We start from the raw sequence: 18,716 nt of genomic DNA on the forward strand, positions 1-18,716 counted from the left end.
GGAAGCGGTGAGCGGCTGATGGATCTCGATCTCCCCCTGATCGGCGGGTCGTTCCTCGTCGCGATCATCGTCGGGCTGACCGGCATGGGCGGCGGCGCCCTGATGACGCCGATGATGATGCTGTTCTTCAACGTGCCGCCGCTGGCGGCGGTCTCCAGCGACCTGGTCGCCTCGGCGGTGATGAAGCCGGTGGGCGGGTTCGTCCACATGCGGCGGGGAACGGTCAACCTGCGGCTGGTCGGCTGGCTGTGCGCGGGCTCGGTGCCCGCCGCGTTCTGCGGGGTGCTGCTGATCCGGGCGTTCGGTGAGGGCGAGCAGGTCCAGCAGGCCGTCAAGTACGCCCTGGGCGTGGCCCTGCTGCTGGCCGTCGTGGGCCTGGTCGCCAAGGCCTATCTCGCCGGGCGCGAGGGGCCCGCCTCGGCGGAGGTCGGCGAGATCGCCGTGCGCCCGATCCCGACCGTACTGATCGGTATAGTCGGCGGCGTCGTCGTGGGCATCTCCTCGGTGGGCTCGGGCTCCCTGATGATCGTGGCCCTGCTCATGCTCTATCCCGCGCTGAAGGCCAACCAGCTCGTCGGCACCGACCTGGTCCAGGCGGTCCCGCTGGTCACCTCGGCCGCCCTCGGGCACCTGCTGTTCGGCGACTTCCAGCTCGACGTCACCGCCTCGCTGCTGGTGGGGGCGATCCCCGGCGTCTACATCGGGGCGCGCATCTCCTCGCGGGCGCACGGCGACGTCATCCGCGCGCTGCTGGCGGTGGTGCTGCTGGCCTCGTCCCTCAAGCTGCTGGGCGTGGGCAACGTGGCGCTGCTGTGGATCCTGGCCGGCGCGGTGCTCGCCGGGGCGGTCGTGTTCCGGTCACTCGCGCGGAACCGCCGTAGAGCGCAGGTAGGGGTCGTGGGCGAGGGCGCGGAAGGCGGCCGTGGCACCGGGAGTGGTGTCGAACCGGGTGTCCCCTCGCGGGGCGCGCGGTGAGTCGAAGTAGACCAGCGCCTTGATCTGCGGATAGCGGCGCATCTGCCGGCGGACCGAGGCGAAGAAGGACTCCTTGAACCGGCGCTGGTCGTAGCGCTCGAAGGCGCCCCACTCGGCGAGCATGAGCGGCTTGCCGGGGAAGCGCCACTGCATCCAGCGGTAGAACCCGGGCCACTGGGCGAAGTCGTCGCGGGTCTTGTTGATCAGCTGCTCGAAGGTCTGGACCCGGTCGTCGGCGTAGGGGTCCATGGCGACCCAGTCGACCACGTCGTCACCCGGGTACAGCTGCTCGAACCAGGGCTTGGCGGCCCAGTTGGGCGCCCCCATGTAGGTCATCACGGTGACCGCGTTCCTGACGCCCTTCTCCCGCAGGCGCAGCACCACGTGGCGGTACATCTGCGCGTAGTCCCGGGCGGTCATGCCCGAGGCCGGGTCCTCCCGCACGTCGTTCTCCGGCTCGTGGTGCACGGTCAGGAAGAACCGCTCGGGGAAGGTCCTGCGGATGTGCGCGGCCAGCCGGTCGATCCGCCGGTCCAGCGCCCCCCGGGCGATCTGGGCCCAGGTGTGGTCGAAGGACGGCTTCCAGTTGACCAGCAGGAGCCTGCGGCCGTCGGGGTCGCGGGCGATCGCCCGCTCCTCGCGCGTCGGGAAGAGCTCGGCTCCCCGGTGGTAGAGGTGCATGATGTCGGCCCGGCGCCCCATGCGCGCCTCGGCCCTGCGCAGCCCCGCCCCGGGCCGCCGGCCCGAGAACACCTCCGGCGTCATCCCCCACCAGGCCCCGCAGGAGGGGATGAGCCTGGCGCTGACCTCGCAGCCGGGAGTGGAGGAGTCCAGCCCCAGCAGACCGCTCGCCGGGGTGTGGTGCGTCGCGTCCCGCGCGACGCCCGAGGCCTGGGTGCACGCGCCCAGTCCCAGCATCAGGACGACACAGGAACCGGCGATTCCCGACATCTTCAGCGCTGACATTAAATCGGCATTTGTCCGATACAACAGTGCCTCACACATGATCCACTTGCGCGTTTCCTGACTTTCCGCGAACCACACCCTCCCATCTACCGGACCTGCCGTGCCGCATACTTTGCCGCTCCGTTCCGGAGGGACGGGGTGGCGGGGAGGAAATAACGGATAAACCATCGTTATCTCGCCGTGATTGCCGTGTCTGGCGTGAAGAAATCTTGCGTATTCGATCGGGAAAATGGCAACCCGGCCTATAGTTCCTAGGGTTTCCAGAGCCGTCGCCCCTGCTCCACGGGGCCGGCCCGAGTCGTCCTCACCGCCCGAGGCCCGCCCGAGAGGGACCCGTGTATCCATGAGCCTGTCGCCGGACCCGTCGCCGGACACCGCCGTCCGCCGCTCCGGCGGAGATCTGGCGGATTACGCGGCCCTGCTCCGCCGCCGCTGGCCGATCTTCCTGCTCTGCCTGCTGGCGGGCACCGGCGGGGGCGTCGCCCTGCTGAGCTCCACCCCGCCCTCCTACACCGCCTCCGCCCACGTCCTGGTCACCGCGACCGGCGTCCAGGAGCCGACCAACCAGGTGACCGGCCGGCAGCGCGAGGCGCTCAACCTCGACACCGAGGCGCAGATCGCCCAGTCCGCGGTGGTCGCCAGGAAGGCCGAGAAGGCCCTCAAGGGCGACCTCGACCCCGTCGACGTCAACGTGCCGCCCAACACCTCGGTCCTGGAGATCTCCTACACCGCCGCCGACCCCAACAGCGCCGCGGCGGGGGCCAGCGCCTACGCCCAGGCCTACCTCGCCCACCGCCGGGAGGCCGCCGCCCAGGCGCTGGGCGTCCAGCTGGAGAGCTTCCACGACAAGCTCAAGCAGCTCGACAAGGGCATGACCGAGGTCGTGGCCGAGCTCCCCGGGCTGGCCAGGGGCGGCGCGGAGCGCACCATCGCCCTGCAGCGGCGCAGCGTGCTCAGCCGCCAGATCTACAACCTCACCGTCAAGTACGACGAGCTCAGGACCGTCGCGGTCACCCCCGGCTCGGTGATCAGCGAGGCGGTCGCCCCGGACGCCCCCAGCGCCCCGAGCCCTCCCCTGTACGTCGGAAGCGGCTTCATGCTGGGCCTGCTGTCCGGGGTCGCCCTGGCCTGGCTCCGCGACCGTCTCGACCCCGGGATCCGCACGGTCCCCGACGTCATGCGCCTGACCGGGCTCGACGTCGTCAGCGGCGAGCGGGTGCGCGACCTGTCCGGTACGGCGGGCGCGGTGGTGCTGGTCCCGCTGCCCGGCGCCTCCGCCCGCGAGGTCAGGCGGGCTCTGCGCGAGCTGCGCGGCGGGCGCGTGCCGGTGGTCGGCGCGGTCGTCACCGCCCGCGACAAGCGCCCCGGCAGGCGCCCCCGCGGGGACGGCCACCGGCCCGACCCGGCCCCGGCCGCACCCGGCCGGTCCGCCGACGCCCGGGTGGCCGCGGCGATCGAAAGCGCCGTGGCCTCGAACACCGCGACGCCGGACCCCGTGGCCTCGAACACCGTGACGCCGAGCCTTGTGGCCTCGAACGCCGCGACGCCGAATCCTGTGACGCCGGCCGCCGTGACATCGAATCCCGCGACCCCGAACGCCGTGACCTCCGGCCCTTCGCGCGCCGTCGGCTCCGGTCCGGCCACCGGCCCCTCACCGGCCCCGGGCCGCCGCACATCCCCCAAGCCCGCGCCCCCCGGCCACCCCGTGCTCCCCGACTCCCCGGTCATCGGCCACCCGGCGCTCTCCGGACCCGTACCGGCCGCCGGCCGCAGCACCTCGCCCGATCCCGCATCCGCCGCCGGGCGCTCCACACCCCCCGGCCCCGCGCCGGCCACCGGCCGTCACACGTCCCCGGATCCCGCACCCGCCCGGCGCTCCGCCTCTCCGGAGGCCGGGGCCCCCACCACGGAGATCTCCGTCGACGACGTCCGGGCCGCCATGCGCAGGACCGGGCTGCCCTCCGCCGGGCTGGCCGTACCCTCCGCCCAGAGTGAGCCCGCGGAGGGTTCGCCGGAGACCACCCCGCTGGTGCAGTTCCCGGTGGTCGGCAAGAAGGTCTTCCCGCAGTGAGGCTCCCGAGCCGGGCGGCCTGGCCGATCGCCGCGTTCCTGGTGGGCTACCCCGTGTGGTGGCTGCTGGGCTTCGGCGGGCTGGCGGTGGTCCTCCTGGCTCCGCCGATGGCGGTCATCCTGTGGCGCCGGCGGCCGATCAGGGTGCCGCGCGGCTTCGGGTTGTGGCTGCTGCTGCTGGCCGGATACCTCGTCAGCGCCGGCATGCTCGGCGAGATGCCGCCGGGCACCTACGGCGAGTTCGGCGCGGGCCGGATCATCGGCTACCTCATGCGCCTGTGCCTCTACGTCTCCCTGACGATCATGGTGCTCTACCTCGGCAACCTGAGCGCCGGGGAGCTCCCGCAGCTCGCGCTGGTGCGCATGCTCGGCGTGCTGTTCGTCACGACCGTCGCCGGCGGCCTGCTCGGCGTGTTCGCCCCGCACGTGGAGTTCACCTCCCCGGTGGAGCGGCTGCTGCCCGACTGGATCGGCGGCAACTCCTTCGTCCAGAACCTCATCCACCCCACCGCCGCCCAGATGCAGAAGGTCCTCGGCCACGCCTCCCCGCGCCCCGAGGCCCCCTTCGAGTGGGCCAACGCCTGGGGCAGCAACCTGTCGGTGCTGCTGATCTGGTTCGTGGTCGGCTGGTGGGTGTACGGCGGGCCGCGCAGGCGCCCGGCCGTGGTCCCGATGCTCGCGCTGGCCGCCGTCCCGGCGGTCTACTCGCTCAACCGCGGCCTGTGGATCGGCCTGGGCGTCGCGGCCGCCTACCTGGTGCTCCGCCTGAACGCGCGCAGCCGCGTCATGGTCTGCTCGGCCGTCGCCGCCGGGGCGCTCGCCTTCTTCCTCAGCCCCCTGCAGCCGCTGGTCGCCAAGCGCCTGGACAACCCGCACAGCAACGACATCCGCTCCTTCACCGTGTCGGCCACCGTCGCCGCCGCGGGCACCTCGCCCTTCATCGGCTACGGCAACACGCGCAACGCGACGGGCAACCACAAGACGATCACCACCGGCAAGAGCGACTGGTGCGAAACCTGCGGTCACCCGCCACTGGGCAGCGACGGCCAGCTCTGGCACCTGATGATCACTCAGGGGTTCGTCGGCGCCGGGCTCTACGTCGCGTTCTTCGCCGGCGCGGTCCGCCGCCACTGGAGCGACCGTTCGCCGATCGGCATGGCCGGCGTCCTGGTGATGATCCTCACGCTTCTCTACATGTTCGTCTACGACGGGCTGGTCACACCGCTCAGCCTCTATCTGATCTCATTCGCGCTGCTCTGGAGGAACACGCAGGATGAACGACGCACGAGTCCGTCTGCGCTACCTTCGCCAGACGATCAGTCTGTTGTTCCCCGGTCCGGGTGAGTCCCGCCCCTACAGCCTGCTCCCGCACCCGCTGCTGCCCCGCAGGCTCGCCCCGCGGGCGTGGTGGCACCCCTGCGGGAAGGTCATGGTCCCCTCCGGGCGGGACACCGTCGAGACCTATCTGAGCGAGGCTCTGGGCGTCCCGATCCGCGCGGTGCTGCACGTCCGCCCGGCCCGGCGGGTCAACCGCAAGCCCATCCTGGAGGCGCACGGCCCCGACGGCCTGGTCGCGTTCGCGAAGATCGGCGACACCGCCCGCACCCGCGAGCTCGTCGCCAACGAGGCGCGCACGCTCGACATGCTCGCCGGTGCGCCGCTGAAGACGGTCGTGCCGCCGGTCGTGCTGCACCACGGTTCCTGGCACGGCCTGTCGGTCCTCGCGCTGTCCCCGCTCCCGGTGCCCGACCGGGCCCGGCTCCGCGGCCGGCGCGGCGCGGTCCCGGCGGACCTGCTCACCGAGGCGATCCGCGAGATCAGCGCCGTCTCCGGAGATCGGTTCGCCTGGCACGGCGACCTGTGCCCGTGGAACATCGCGCGCGGTCCCGACGGGCGGCTGCTGGTGTGGGACTGGGAGCGGTTCGCCGTCGGGGTCCCGCTCGGCTTCGACGCCCTGCACCACTTCTTCCAGCGGGCCCTGCGCCGGATGAAGCCCGCCGTCGCGGCCCGGGCGTGCCTGGCGCAGGCGCTGCCGATCCTCGCCCCCTTCGGCCTGTCCGCCGCCGAGGCGCGGCTCACCGCGGTCCACTACCTGATCGTGCTGGCCGAGCGGCACGCCGCCGACGGCCACGAGCCGCTCGGCCCGCCCGCCCAGTGGCTCAGCCCCGTCGTCGACGGCCAGGAGGTCTTAACGTGACGCCCCCCGCACTGAAACGTTCCGCCCATGCCGTGTCGCTGACCGCGGGCCGCCTCACCGCGGGGGGCCGGATGCTGCCCTCCTTCCTGATCGTCGGGGCGCAGCGCTCGGGCACGACCTCGCTCTACCGGGCGCTCGCGCAGCACCCGCTGACGCTCAAGCCCGTCCTGCGCAAGGGCGTGCACTACTTCGACATGGCCTACCACCGCGGCATCTCCTGGTACCGCGCCCACTTCCCGCTGACGGCCTCGGTCTCCCGGCTGTCACGGCGGCACGGCCGGCGGCCGCTGGCCTTCGAGTCGGCGCCCTACTACCTGTTCCACCCGCTGGCCGCCGCCCGGATCGCCGAGGACCTGCCGGGGGTGAAGCTGATCGTGCTGGTACGCGACCCGGTCGAGCGCGCCTTCTCCGCCCACGCCCACGAGCTGGCCCGCGGGTTCGAGACCGAGCCCTCCTTCGCCAGGGCCGTCGAGCTGGAGGAGGAGCGGCTGGCCGGGGCGGTGCGCGAGCTGGCCCGCTCCCCCCGGGCCGCCAGCCATTCCCACCGCCACCACGCCTACCTGGCCAGGGGCCGCTATGCCGAACAGCTCTCCCGGGTGGAGCGGCTGATCGGCCGCGACCGTGTCCTCGTCGTGGACAGCGGGAGGTTCTTCTCCCGCCCCGAGGCCGTCTACGACCGCGTACTGGAGTTCCTCGGCCTGCCGCACATCGGTGACCCGGTGTTCGAGCGCCACAACGCCCGCCCCCGGCCCGCGCCCATGCCCTCCTCCCTCCGCCGGGAGCTGAGCGAGCACTTCGAGCAGTCCGACACCCTGCTGACGCCATGGCTCGGCGCGGTCCCCTCCTGGCGACACTGATCCCGCACCCAAGCCCCGTGCCGGCGCCCTCCCCATCCGTGCGACGCCCGCCCGGCGGGCTGGTCAGGCATGGGCTGGCGGGGCTGGCCGGGGCCGCGGTCTCCGGCGGCGCTCAGTTCCTCACCGTCGTGCTGCTCACCCGGTCCACCGGCCCGGAGACCGCGGGCACGTTCTTCACGGCGACCGCGCTGTGCCTGATGACCGCCGGGATCCTCCGGCTGGACACCGGCAACGCGCTGGTGCACTTCCTCTCCCGCCGGGCCGGTTCCCCGCAGACCGCCGCCTACCTGCGCGCCGCGCTCGTCCCGGTCCTCCTCCTCTCGGTGGTCGTCTCGATCACCATGGCCGTCATCGCGACCGCCGGAGGCCTCGTCCCGGCGGGCGCGTCCGGCGCCGTCCTCGTGACCGCCCTCGCGCTCCCCGTCGTCGTGTGCTCCGACATCCTGATCGCGGCGACCAGAGGGCTCGGCACGATGCGGCTCACGGCGCTCCTGGACGGCGCCCTGCGGCCGCTGGGCCAGCTGGTCCTCCTCGCCCTGGTGCTCTCGGCCGTCCCCGCAGACGTCTCCGCCTCCCCCGGTCCGGCCGCTCTGCTGGCGGCGTGGGCGCTGCCGTACCTGCCGGTTCTGCTGCCGGCCGCGTTCTGGCTGCGCCGCCGCTCCTCCGCCGAGCCTCCATCGGTACGGCGCGGCGCCGCCCGCGAGCTGTGGCGGCACATCTGGCCGAGGTCGGCGGCGGCGGCCGTACAGGCGGTGTTCCAGCGGCTGGACATCGTGATCGTCGCGGCGCTCGCCGGGCCCGCGGAGGCGGCCGTCTACACCGCCGCCACCCGCTTCAAGGTCGTGGGCCAGCTCGCCGGGCAGGGTCTGGCGCAGGCGGCGCAGCCGCGGCTGGTCCGCGCGTTGTCCGGAGGCGACCTGTCCCGGGCCCGCCGGCTCTACCAGACCACCACGGCCTGGCTGGTCCTGCTGACCTGGCCGATCTGGGCGGGCTACGCCGCGCTCGCGCCGTGGCTGCTCGGTCTGTTCGGCCACGGCGGGCGTGGCGGGGACTACACCGCGGGTGTCCCGGTCGCGCTCGTGCTGGCCGCCACCATGATGGTCGCCACCGCCTGCGGCATGGCCGATGTGGCCCTGACCGCCGCCGGGCACACCCGGGCCGGTCTGGTGAACCTGCTCACCGCCGTGGCCGTGACCGTGGCGCTGGACGTGGCGCTGATCCCCTCGCTCGGCACGCTCGGCGCGGCCCTCGGCTGGTCGGGGGGCGTGCTGACCAAGAACCTGCTGCCGCTGTGGCGGCTGCACCGCCGGTACGGCCTGCGCCCCTTCGGCCGCCACACCCTTCCCGCGTGCACGCCCTGGCGGCGGCACGGCGATGACGGCCCCGGCGCGGCCCTCCCCCTCGCGTTCAGGAGGTCTCGATGACGCCCGTACTGGTGACCGGCCTGCCCAGGAGCGGCACGAGCTGGGCCGGGAAGATGCTCGCGGCGAGCGGCGAGCTGGTCTACGTCAACGAGCCGCTCAACCCCTCGCACCGGCCCGGCCGCTCCCCCGGCGTGCTCGACGCCGAGGTCACCCACCGTTTCCAGTACATCAGCGCCGACGACGACGCGACCTGGCTGCGGGCCTTCACCGACACCGTGGCGCTGCGCTATCGCTTCCTGGCCGAGCTGCGCCGCAACCGCGCGCCGTACGATCTGGCCCGGATGGTCCGCTACGGCACCGCGTTCACCTTCGGGCGGCTGACCGGCCGCCGGGCGCTGCTCGACGACCCGTTCGCGCTGCTGTCGGCGGGCTGGTTCGCCGGGCGGCTGGGCTGCCGGGTGATCGTCATGGTCCGCGACCCGGTGGCGTTCGCCGGCAGCTGGCAGCGGCTCGGCTGGACGGTGTACTTCCACGAGCTGCTGGAGCAGCCCCTGCTGGTCCGCGACCATCCCCGGGTGGAGGAGCTGCGCCCCCTGGTGGGCTCCCAGGACCGCCTGGCCAAGGCCGCCGCGCTCTGGCGGGTCACCACCGCCGTCGCCGCCGACCTGGCCGCCCGGCATCCGGAGATCCTGCTGGTCTCCTACGAGGACCTGGCCACCGACCCCCTGACCGGCTTCCGCCGCCTGTACGACTGGGCGGGCCTGACCTGGACGCCCGCCGCCGAGTCCCGTATCTCCCGGGCCTGTACGGCTCCCGCCTCCTGCGGCCGCGGCTTCGCCTGGCACGGCCTGTCCCGCACGGCCTTCCGCCCCACGGACTCCCGCCGCGCCCTGGCCGAGGCGAGCTCCCGCCTGACCCCGGCCGAGGCCCGCCGGGTCCTGGAGCTGGCCCACGCCTGAGTCTGTCCTCCCGGTCCTGCCCGGCAGGACGGGCTCAGGAGAACAACCGCCGGACGAGGCAGACGGTCAGGAGCCTGATCGCGAACGGCAGGTCCCCGGCCAGATAGCGGCGGGCCAGCCGGCCGGGCTCGCTGTAGAGCCGGAACAGCCACTCCAGCCCGGCGCGCCGCATCCACCTCGGGGCCCGGCGCACCGCGCCCGCGGCGAAGGAGATGGCCGAGCCGCAGCCGACGAACCAGGTGCCGGGCATGTCCTCACGCAGCGCCGCGATGAGGCGGTCCTGTTTGGGGAAGCCGAGGCCGACGAAGACCAGGCGGGGAGCGGCGGCCAGCACCGCCTCCTTGACCTCGGCGAAGGCGTCGGGGCAGTCCTCGAATCCGTACGGCGGGGCGTCGACCCCGGCGACGATCAGCGCGGGGTTGCGGGCGATGAGCCGGCCCGCCGCCTGCCGGGCCACGCCCGGGGGCCCGCCCAGCAGATAGATCGGGTGGCGGTAGAAGGCCGCCGCCTCCGACAGGGACCAGATCAGGTCGGCGCCGGTGACCCGGCCGGGGACCGGGGTGCGCAGCAGCCTGGCCGCCCACACCAGCGGCATGCCGTCGGCGACCGCGAGGTCGGCCCCCTCGACGAGCTCGCGCAGGGCGGCGTCGCGGGAGACGGCCCGGCTGATGTCGACGTTCGGGGTGACGATGTGGCCGCCCTCGCCGCGTTTCAGCGCGGCCACGACGTGATCGACGACCTCGCTCTCGGTCATCGGGTCGATCGCGACCCCCGCCACGCGCACCCGGCGGCGCAGCCGCCTGCGGGTGGCCTTGTCCGGCCGCGACCGTGGCCGCTGCCGCGGGACCGGCGGTGAGGGCATCGGCGGTGACGGCGGTGTCAGCGATGCCGCCGGCGCCGCGGTGGAGTCGTGTCCGGTGACCCGCATCTTGCGGACGAGGAGCTGGGAGCGGGCGCCGACGGCGGTGAGGCCGCGGCCGATCTCCGCCCGCATCAGATGCCGTGTCCGTAGTGGTGCAGCCGGGTGAGCACGACGCCCGCCGGCAGCAGACCCACGGCCACGACCAGGGCCAGCGGCGTCCGGGGTTCGGCGAGCCTGGTGGTCAGCGCCCGCCAGGCCCAGCGGCCCGCCTCGCGGCGGTGGCCGAGCGCCGCGTGGTGGAAGGCGAGCTGGCCGTAGATCCGGCCCGCGCCGCGCGGGTCGGCGGCCAGGCCGGGGTGGCGGGCGAGCATCCACTCCAGCCCGGCGATCCGGTCGGCCCAGCGCGTCGCGTAGGCCGAGCCTCCCCAGCCGACGCGGACCAGGGGGCGGTCGACGTGCACGATCGGGTGGCGGCCCGCGGCGCGCAGCGCCAGGTCCCAGTCCTCGTTCTGGCCGCCGGGGGCGCTCTCGTCCACCCACAGCGACCCCCGGCGGAACAGGAACGTCGAGGAGTGGACCATCATCATGCGCGAGCGCACGAGGTGGCCGTGGGTGACCCGGTCGGTGCCCGCCAGGCGGGGGGTGCGGCGGGAGCCGTACTCGACCTCGATGGCGCAGCTGGCGAACTCCGCCGCCGGCTCGGCCTCCAGCTCGGCGATCTGGGCGCTCAGCTTGCCCGGCAGCCACCGGTCGTCGTCGTCGCAGAAGGCCACCAGGTCGGTGTCCAGGGCGGCGATCCCGGTGTTGCGCGCGCCCGGCAGGCCGGGGCTGAGCCGGTTGGCCAGGACGCGGACCCGGCGCGGCGCCGGAGTCTCCTCACGCACCGCCATCGCCAGGCCGGCCAGGAGGTCGGCCACCTGGTCGGCCACCGGGGCCGGGTCCTCGCCGTCGACGACGATGACGATCTCGACCGGGCCGGGATGGTCCTGCGCCATCGCGGAGCGCGTGGCCGTGCGCAGTTGCCCGGGCCGACGGCCTCGCGTGGGGATGACCACACCCACCGACGGACTCACATGAGCCTCCCGCAGTAGTCGTATCTGATCATGAGTGGCCAGGTCAGTGCGGTGACCAGGCGCCGGTGACGTGGCGGCGCGGCGGCGCGCCATCCGTCGTCGCGGGTCAGCTCGATGCGGCCGACCCTGAAACGCATGGGATTGCCCGAGGCGGTGTGCGCCGTCGACAGCTCGGCCTCCCCCTCGCCGAGGAAGTCCAGGCGCGGGTGCACGCCGAGCCCGGCGACCAGGCGCCTGAGCGTCCGGGAGGGATCGGCCAGCAGGTCCTCGTAGCGGACCCGGGTGACCGGGATGCCCCGCCGCGCCAGCAGTTCGAGGCCGAGGTTCTGCACCAGCCAGTGCAACGAGGTGCGGGCGGGCGACCAGTGGGTCATCGGGGCACCGTCCTCGGGGCGGGCGACCCGCCGCTGCCAGGAGTGCGCGACCGCGCGGGGGTCGCGCACGACGTGCACGACGTGCACGTCGGCCCCGGCCGCCGCCAGGCAGAAGGCCAGGGAGGCGTGTTTGCTGGAGTCGACGACGACCTGACAGCCGGCGACCTCGCCGGCCGCGGCGTAGAGGCGGCGGTGGGCGGCGACGTATTCGCCCAGCTCGGTGATCATCTCGCGCTGCCGCGCGCCGGTGCCCGGCTCAGTCGTCACCGGCGGCCACGCCCCGAACCCGGCCCCCTCCCGGTCCAGCAGGCGCGCCAGCGCGGGGATGTGGCGGGTGCGGTCGACCCGGTCCCGGAGAGTGAGCATCCGCCCGGCCCGCTCGGTGGACCATCCGCCGAACGCCCGCTCGCCGACCGCCCGCCAGAACGGGCACGCGCCGAACGGCGCACCGCATCCGCAGGCCTCGTCGGCCAGCACGCCGCGGGTCCAGAGGTGAACCACCTCACCCAGCGCGACGACACCGGGGACCTCGCCCAGAAGGCGCTCCAGCAGGGTGGTTCCGCTGCGGCCCAGCCCTCCCAGGAAGACGACCCGGACAGGAGGGGGACTGGTAGGCACAGGTGCGAATCCTCACCGCGATGGATACGGAACGTGCCGACATTAGCGCGGAGAGTAACCTCAGAGTTAGCGAACAGTCAAACAATCTACCTACGCTCCGTGACCGGATTCACGGCTCGCCGTACGGAGAGTCCGCGCCGGCCATCCCCACCCCGGCGCCGTGACCGCCCCTCACCGGCCGCCCCGCAGAGCCCCGAGCCGGTCGTTCACGCCCCGGTGCGCCGTACAGACGGCCCTCGTCGATCACCCGCTCCCCCGGCGCCCGGCCGCTCCCTCCGGTTCCCCGTGCCCCGGTACGGCGAAGCGCCCGCCCCCGCCGTCCGCGGGCGGGCGGACGGCGGGAACGGGCGCCGGGAGATCCTCGCGGGGGTCGTCTATCGTGCCTCGACGACCATGCCCGCGCCGACGGTGTTGTTGGTGGCCTCGTCGACGAGGATGAAGCCGCCGGTGAGGCGGTTGCGCGCGTAGTCGTCGACGAACAGCGGCTGGGTGACGCGCAGGGAGACGCGGCCGATCTCGTTCAGGCCGAGCGACTGCGCCCCCTCGTCGCGGTGCAGGGTGTTGACGTCCAGCCGGTAGTGCAGGTCGCGCACCATCGCCCGCGCCGTCCTGGTGGTGTGCTTGATGGTCAGCTTGGTGCGCGGGCCGAGCCTGCTCGCGTCGGTCATCCAGCAGACCATCGCCTCCAGCTCCTGGGCGGCGTGCGGCTGGTTGTTCGGGCGGCAGATCATGTCGCCGCGCGAGATGTCGATGTCGTCCTCCAGGCGGAGGGTCACCGACATGGGCGGGAAGGCCTCCTCCACCGGGCCGTCGAAGGTGTCGATCGACGCGATGCGGGTGGTCAGGCCGGAGGGCAGGTGCATGACCTCGTCACCCGGCTTGAGCACGCCGCCGGCGACCTGCCCCGCGTAGCCGCGGTAGTCGTGCAGGGCCGGGTCGGTGGCGCGCTGGGGACGGATGACGTACTGGACCGGGAAGCGCACGTCGACCAGGTTGCGGTCGGAGGCGATGTGCACGTTCTCCAGGTGGTGCAGGAGCGAGGACCCGTTGTACCAGGGCATGTTCTCCGAGCGGGACACCACGTTGTCGCCGTGCAGCGCCGAGATCGGGATGAACGTCAGGTCGGGGGCGTTCAGCTTGGAGGCGAAGGAGGTGAACTCCTCGCGGATCTCCTCGAACCGCTCCTCGGAGTAGTCGACGAGGTCCATCTTGTTGACCGCCAGCACCAGGTGCGGCACCCGCAGCAGCGTGGTCAGGAAGGCGTGGCGCCGCGACTGCTCCAGCACGCCCTTGCGCGCGTCGATCAGGATGATCGCCAGGTCGGCGGTGGAGGCGCCGGTGACCATGTTGCGGGTGTACTGGATGTGGCCGGGGGTGTCGGCGATGATGAACTTGCGCCGAGGGGTGGCGAAGTAGCGGTAGGCCACGTCGATCGTGATGCCCTGCTCACGCTCGGCCCGCAGACCGTCGGTGAGCAGCGACAGGTCGGTGTATTCGGTGCCGCGGTCGCGGGAGGTGCGCTCGACCGCCTCCAGCTGGTCCTCGAAGATCGCCTTGGAGTCGAAGAGCAGCCGTCCGATCAGGGTCGACTTTCCGTCGTCGACGCTTCCCGCCGTGGCAAAGCGAAGAATGTCCATCAGAAGTAGCCTTCCCTCTTGCGGTCTTCCATCGCGGCCTCGGAGGCGCGGTCGTCGGCGCGGGTGGCTCCGCGCTCGGTGATCCGGGTGGCGGCGATCTCTTCGATGATCTCCTCGACCGTCGCGGCGCTCGACTGCACCGCCCCGGTGCAGGTGGCGTCACCCACCGTGCGATAGCGCACGACGGCCTCGAAGACCGGCTCGTCGTCGCCGCGGGTGATCCACGGGTTGTCGGCCAGCAGCATGCCGTCGCGCTCGAACACCTTGCGGGTGTGCGCGTAGTAGATCGACGGGATCTCGATGCCCTCGCGGCGGATGTAGTCCCAGATGTCCAGCTCGGTCCAGTTGGACAGCGGGAACGCCCGGATGTGCTCACCCTTGCGGATCTTGGCGTTGTAGAGGTTCCACAGCTCGGGGCGCTGGTTCTTCGGGTCCCACTGGCCGAAGTCGTCGCGGAAGGAGAACACCCGCTCCTTGGCGCGGGCCTTCTCCTCGTCGCGCCGGGCGCCGCCGAACACGGCGTCGAACTCGTTGTCCTCGATGGCGTCCAGCAGCGTGGTCGTCTGCAGCCGGTTACGGGAGGCCCTGCGCCCGGTCTCCTCCACCACGCGCCCTGTGTCGATGGACTCCTGGACGCTGGCCACGATCAGGCGCGCGCCCAGTTCCTCGGTCCGGCGGTCGCGGAACTCGATGACCTCGGAGAAGTTGTGCCCGGTGTCCACGTGCATCAGCGGGAACGGGATGGGGGCGGGCCAGAACGCCTTCTCCGCGATGCGGAGCATGACGATGGAGTCCTTCCCGCCGGAGAAGAGCAGACAGGGGCGCTCGAACTCCGCCGCCACCTCACGCATGATGTGGATGGCCTCTGCTTCGAGGACATCGAGCTGCGACGTGGTGTAGTCGCGCTGAAGCATCTGACTCTCCTAGCGGGGGATGAGGGTCTTTTTCCCTCTATCGGTGCAGGTCCCGGATGCCGGCGAGCAACGTTGGCGCCAAGCCCGGTAGGGAAACAAGAATATCGGGTAACGACGGGTCGCCCTGGTTGTAGGTCAGCGCAGAGCCGTCGATCCTGCTGGCGTGCGCTCCACTGGCCAGGGCGACGACGACCGGCGCGGCGGAGTCCCATTCGTACTGACCGCCGGCGTGCACGTAGGCCTCGACCTCTCCGGTCAGCACCGCGGAGATCTTCGCCCCCGCCGAGCCGATCGGCACCAGGTCGGCCCCGATCAGGTAGGCGAGCTTCTGCACGAACTCCGGCGGGCGGGTCCGGCTGACCGCGATCCGCGGCCTGGCCTCCTCCCGCAGCGGCGGCAGCGCCGGCGGCGCGCCGGTGCTGAGCGTGCGGCCCTGGGCGGGCAGCGCCACGGCCCCGGCGGTCAGCTCGCCGCGCTCCCACAGCGCCACGTGCACGGCCCAGTCGGCCCGGCCCTCCTCGGCGAACTCCCGGGTGCCGTCCAGCGGGTCGACGATCCAGACCCGGTCGGCCCGCAGCCGGCGGGGATCGAGGCGCTCCTGCTGGGTGGCCTCCTCCGACAGCACGCTGTCACTGGGGCGCAGGCGCGCCAGGGCCTCCATCAGGAACCGGTGGGAGGCGGCGTCGCCCTCCTTGCGCAGCGCGGACGGGTCGCCGAACCCCTCCCGCTCCCGGAGGGCCAGCAACCTCTCACCCGCCTCCGTCGCCAGGTCCCCGGCGAGGGAGTGATCGTCGCGGATCGTCATCAGTATGCTCCAGCCCCTCGCGCGACAGCCGACCAAGTCTTCCACAGGATCTGCAGGTCCAGAGTGAGGGACCAGTTCTCCACGTAACGCAGGTCGAGGCGGACCGATTCCTCCCAGGTCAGGTCGGATCTCCCGCTCACCTGCCACAGACCGGTCATCCCCGGCTTGACCAGCAGCCTGCGCCGGACGTCGTCACCATACCGGGCCACTTCCTCCGGGAGCGGCGGCCGGGGCCCGACCAGCGACATGTGCCCGGCCACCACGTTGATCAGCTGGGGCAGCTCGTCCAGGGAGTAGCGGCGCAGCCAGGAGCCGAGCGGGGTCACCCGGGGGTCGTGCCGGAGCTTGAACAGCATGCCCCCCTCGTCGCCGACGAGGGCGATCTTCCGCTCTTCGGCGTCGACCCCCATGGTCCGGAACTTGTAGATCGTGAACTCGGCGCCGTCACGGCCCACCCGCCGCTGCCGGAACAGCGCGGGCCCCGGGCTGGAGGCGCGAACCGCCAGCGCCAGGCCCGCCAGCAGCGGCAGCAGCGCGACCAGCAGCAGCCCGGCGCCGAGCCGGTCGAAGAGGTTCTTGACCGCCTGGCGCACACCGGCCAGCTCGGGATGGTCGACGTGCAGGAGCGGCAGGCCCGCCACGGGGCGGATCGTGGTCCGCGGCCCGGCGACCTCCATCAGCGCCGGGGCGACCACCAGCTCGGTGCGCGTCTCCTCCAGGCGCCAGGCCAGCCGCCGCAGCGCCACGCCGTCCATCTCCGGGCAGGCCAGCACCGCCACGGTGTCGGCCGCGATCTGGCCGGCCGCCAGCGGCGCGTCGGAGAAGCCGCCCAGGATCGGGACCCCCTCGACGGCGCCCCTGCCGGAGTACGGGGTGCAGACCCCCACCACGTGCATGCCGTGGTAGGGCTCCCGGCGCAGGCGCCCGATCAGCTCGGCGACGGCCGTACGGTGGCCCACCGCGACGACGCGCCGCATGCAGCGGCCGCGCGCCCGCATCCGGTGCAGCGAGCGGCGCAGGCCGTAGCGGGCGGCGAGGGTGAGGACGGTGGCCAGCGGGACGGCCAGCACGACGTAGCCGCGCGCCACGTCGGTCTTGGTCACGTAGGCGCCGATCGCGAGGGCCGCGGTGAGCATGAAGCCGCACTGGAGGATCCGCTGGAACTCCTCGGGCCCCAGGCCGATGAGGCGGGGCTCGTAGGCGCGGTTCAGGGCGATGGCGCAGACCCACACCAGGGGCAGGCAGGCGCTCAGCACGGCGTAGGGGACGACGTAGGGCGTGACCTCCCCGAAGCGGGCGAACAGCGCGACGGCGCCGGCCGCGAAGGCGCAGCCGAGGTCGCACGCGACGGCGCGCGCCCGGTGCCCGCGCACCCACTGCGGCACACGCGGACGGGCTGCCGTCACCGTCCGGGTCGCCACCCGGACGGCGGTCACGTCACGCACCCGCTTCCCTCCATGTAACCGTTCGTCTACGGACAGTCATGGAATGGTATCCACGGGGCGAGAGTCCCGGAAGTTGAAGGCAGAAACGTCCACGGCTGTGAAGGTTGGGAATGATGCCCCACTTCACGGCACGTCGGCCGCGCTTCACGGCCCCGGCCGATCACGGGGGCGGGCCCGGAGAACCGGGGTGCGGCGGAGACCCCGGAGATCCGGGGAAGCGCGGTTACCGGGGCGGGCCGGAGATCTTCAGGTCGCCCGAGTGGAAGGCGTTCTGCGTCGGCTCCAGGCCGACCTTGACCAGTGACTCCACGATGTCGGCGGCGCGGTCGACCAGGAAGGCCAGATCCTTGCGCTCGGCGGTGGCGAAGTCCTTCAGCACGAAGGAGGCCGGGTCCATCCGGCCGGGCGGGCGGCCGATGCCGAAGCGCACCCGCAGATAGTCCCGGGTGCCCAGGGACTTGGTGATCGACTTCAGCCCGTTGTGGCCGTTGTCGCCCCCGCCCGGCTTCGCCCGCAGCGCGCCGTACGGGATGTCCAGCTCGTCGTGGACGACGATCACATGGGCCGGGTCGATCTTGTAGAAGTCGGCGACCGCCTTGACCGGGCCGCCCGAGAGGTTCATGAACGACAGGGGCTTGATCAGCACCGCCGGGGCGCCCGACACGCGGCCCGTCAGCACCTCGGCCCGCGCCTTGTGGACCTTGAAGCGATCGCCGGCCCGCGCGGCCAGCTCGTCCAGCACCATGAACCCGGCGTTGTGCCGGTTCCCGGCGTACTCCGGCCCGGGGTTCCCCAGGCCCACGACCAGCCAGCGGTCCACGGTCGGCATCCCTTCGGTCTCGGGCCGCGCACGCGCGCCCTCACATGCGCCTCAGGGCAGCCCGGCGCCGGGCTGCCCTGAGGAGTGGTGGAGCAGTCGGAACTACTCGGCGGCCTCGGCGTCGGCGGCCGCGTTCTCGGTCTCGGCCTCGGCGGCCTCGCCCCCGGTGGCCTCGGCCTCCTCCTCGACCTCGGCGGTCGGGGCGGCGGAGACGATCAGCACCATCGCCTCGGGGTCGGCGATCAGGGTGGCGCCCTTGGGCAGCTTCAGGTCGCCGGCGGTGACGTGCGCGCCAACCTCCAGGCCCTCGACGCTGACCTCGACGCCCTGGGGGATGTGGGTCGCCTCGGCCTCGACGGAGACCGACACCATCTGCTGGTCGAGGATGCCGTCGGCGACCTCGCCCACGACGGTGACGGGGATGTCCACGGTGACCTTCTCGCCGCGCTTGACGAGCAGCAGGTCGACGTGCTCGAGGAAACCCTTGAGCGGGTCGCGCTGGACGCCCTTGGGCAGGGCGAGCTCGGTCACCGCGCCCTCCAGGCGGATCAGGACGTTCGGCGTGCGCAGGGCGAGCAGCAGCTCGTGGCCCGGCAGAGTCAGGTGCTGCGGAGCCGTACCGTGCCCGTAGAGGACGACGGGCACCTTGTGCTCGCGGCGGATCTTGCGGGCGGCGCCCTTGCCGAAGTCGGTGCGCGACTCGGCCTTGATGACTACCTCAGACACGGCAGATCTCCTAGGGATCTTCGACGGTGGGAGGCGCGCTCCCCCTCACCCGCC

General features: G+C 72.9%; 17 protein-coding genes. 7 read left to right on the forward strand and 10 right to left on the reverse strand.

Annotated elements, in window-relative coordinates; translation table 11 throughout:
- The first annotated feature begins 18 nt into the window (after positions 1–18).
- Positions 19–975 carry a sulfite exporter TauE/SafE family protein gene (locus Pta02_RS05425; RefSeq protein WP_203873537.1) on the forward strand — a complete coding sequence of 319 codons (957 nt, stop codon included), beginning with the start codon at positions 19–21 and terminating at the stop codon, positions 973–975.
- On the opposite strand, the gene Pta02_RS05430 is transcribed toward Pta02_RS05425, so the two are convergent.
- Entirely contained in the window at positions 859–1,941 is a 1,083-nt protein-coding gene (locus tag Pta02_RS05430) for a glycoside hydrolase family 26 protein (protein WP_239129624.1), read from the reverse strand. The genes Pta02_RS05425 and Pta02_RS05430 overlap by 117 nt on opposite strands.
- Positions 1,942–2,284: 343 nt before the next feature.
- On the opposite strand from Pta02_RS05430, the gene Pta02_RS05435 reads away from it, so the two are divergent.
- Genes Pta02_RS05435 through Pta02_RS05460 form a run of 6 tightly spaced genes read left to right on the forward strand, consistent with a single transcriptional unit; the run spans position 2,285 to position 9,388 of the window.
- Entirely contained in the window at positions 2,285–4,012 is a 1,728-nt protein-coding gene (locus Pta02_RS05435) for a Wzz/FepE/Etk N-terminal domain-containing protein (protein ID WP_203873538.1), read from the forward strand.
- Positions 4,009–5,355, forward strand: coding sequence for a hypothetical protein (locus tag Pta02_RS05440; protein WP_239129626.1), 1,347 nt, complete (start codon positions 4,009–4,011; stop codon positions 5,353–5,355). The genes Pta02_RS05435 and Pta02_RS05440 overlap by 4 nt, the downstream gene beginning before the upstream one ends.
- Positions 5,285–6,208 (forward strand): hypothetical protein, encoded by a 924-nt coding sequence (locus tag Pta02_RS41830; protein ID WP_203873539.1) that lies wholly within the window; start codon positions 5,285–5,287, stop codon positions 6,206–6,208. Before Pta02_RS05440 ends, Pta02_RS41830 begins: the two co-directional genes overlap by 71 nt.
- Positions 6,205–7,065 carry a sulfotransferase family protein gene (locus Pta02_RS05450; RefSeq protein ID WP_239129695.1) on the forward strand — a complete coding sequence of 287 codons (861 nt, stop codon included), beginning with the start codon at positions 6,205–6,207 and terminating at the stop codon, positions 7,063–7,065. Before Pta02_RS41830 ends, Pta02_RS05450 begins: the two co-directional genes overlap by 4 nt.
- 38 nt (positions 7,066–7,103) lie before the next feature.
- A complete protein-coding gene (locus Pta02_RS05455; RefSeq protein ID WP_239129630.1) occupies positions 7,104–8,489 on the forward strand; it encodes a lipopolysaccharide biosynthesis protein in 1,386 nt (461 codons plus the stop codon).
- Positions 8,486–9,388, forward strand: a complete 903-nt coding sequence (locus Pta02_RS05460) for a sulfotransferase (protein WP_203873541.1) — start codon at positions 8,486–8,488, stop codon at positions 9,386–9,388. Before Pta02_RS05455 ends, Pta02_RS05460 begins: the two co-directional genes overlap by 4 nt.
- 34 nt (positions 9,389–9,422) lie before the next feature.
- Here Pta02_RS05460 and Pta02_RS05465 read toward each other — a convergent pair whose 3' ends face one another.
- The 9 genes from Pta02_RS05465 to Pta02_RS05505 all read right to left on the reverse strand — a co-directional run bounded on the left by Pta02_RS05465 (position 9,423) and on the right by Pta02_RS05505 (position 18,662).
- The gene (locus tag Pta02_RS05465; protein WP_239129632.1) at positions 9,423–10,382 is read right to left on the reverse strand and encodes a WecB/TagA/CpsF family glycosyltransferase; all 960 of its coding nucleotides are present in this window, start codon (positions 10,380–10,382) and stop codon (positions 9,423–9,425) included.
- Positions 10,382–11,323 (reverse strand): glycosyltransferase, encoded by a 942-nt coding sequence (locus tag Pta02_RS05470; protein ID WP_239129636.1) that lies wholly within the window; start codon positions 11,321–11,323, stop codon positions 10,382–10,384. The genes Pta02_RS05465 and Pta02_RS05470 overlap by 1 nt, the downstream gene beginning before the upstream one ends.
- Positions 11,320–12,315: a sulfotransferase gene (locus Pta02_RS05475; RefSeq protein ID WP_239129639.1), complete on the reverse strand. Its 996-nt coding sequence runs from the start codon at positions 12,313–12,315 to the stop codon at positions 11,320–11,322. Before Pta02_RS05475 ends, Pta02_RS05470 begins: the two co-directional genes overlap by 4 nt.
- A gap of 374 nt (positions 12,316–12,689) precedes the next feature.
- Entirely contained in the window at positions 12,690–13,952 is a 1,263-nt protein-coding gene (gene cysN, locus Pta02_RS05480) for a sulfate adenylyltransferase subunit CysN (RefSeq protein ID WP_203873543.1), read from the reverse strand.
- On the reverse strand, positions 13,952–14,866 hold the full coding sequence (cysD, locus tag Pta02_RS05485) for a sulfate adenylyltransferase subunit CysD (RefSeq protein WP_203873544.1): 915 nt from the start codon (positions 14,864–14,866) through the stop codon (positions 13,952–13,954). Before cysD ends, cysN begins: the two co-directional genes overlap by 1 nt.
- Positions 14,867–14,903: 37 nt before the next feature.
- The gene (locus Pta02_RS05490) at positions 14,904–15,671 is read right to left on the reverse strand and encodes a 3'(2'),5'-bisphosphate nucleotidase CysQ (protein ID WP_203873545.1); all 768 of its coding nucleotides are present in this window, start codon (positions 15,669–15,671) and stop codon (positions 14,904–14,906) included.
- Positions 15,671–17,107: a sugar transferase gene (locus Pta02_RS05495; protein ID WP_203873618.1), complete on the reverse strand. Its 1,437-nt coding sequence runs from the start codon at positions 17,105–17,107 to the stop codon at positions 15,671–15,673. The genes Pta02_RS05490 and Pta02_RS05495 overlap by 1 nt, the downstream gene beginning before the upstream one ends.
- A 232-nt stretch (positions 17,108–17,339) precedes the next feature.
- Positions 17,340–17,945, reverse strand: a complete 606-nt coding sequence (pth, locus tag Pta02_RS05500; RefSeq protein WP_203873546.1) for an aminoacyl-tRNA hydrolase — start codon at positions 17,943–17,945, stop codon at positions 17,340–17,342.
- Positions 17,946–18,038: 93 nt separating this feature from the next.
- Positions 18,039–18,662 carry a 50S ribosomal protein L25/general stress protein Ctc gene (locus Pta02_RS05505; protein ID WP_203873547.1) on the reverse strand — a complete coding sequence of 208 codons (624 nt, stop codon included), beginning with the start codon at positions 18,660–18,662 and terminating at the stop codon, positions 18,039–18,041.
- Positions 18,663–18,716 lie beyond the last annotated feature (54 nt).

It is taken from the genome of Paraplanobispora takensis, from assembly GCF_016863195.1.
In the GTDB taxonomy this organism is placed as follows: Bacteria; Actinomycetota; Actinomycetes; order Streptosporangiales; family Streptosporangiaceae; genus Planobispora; species Planobispora takensis.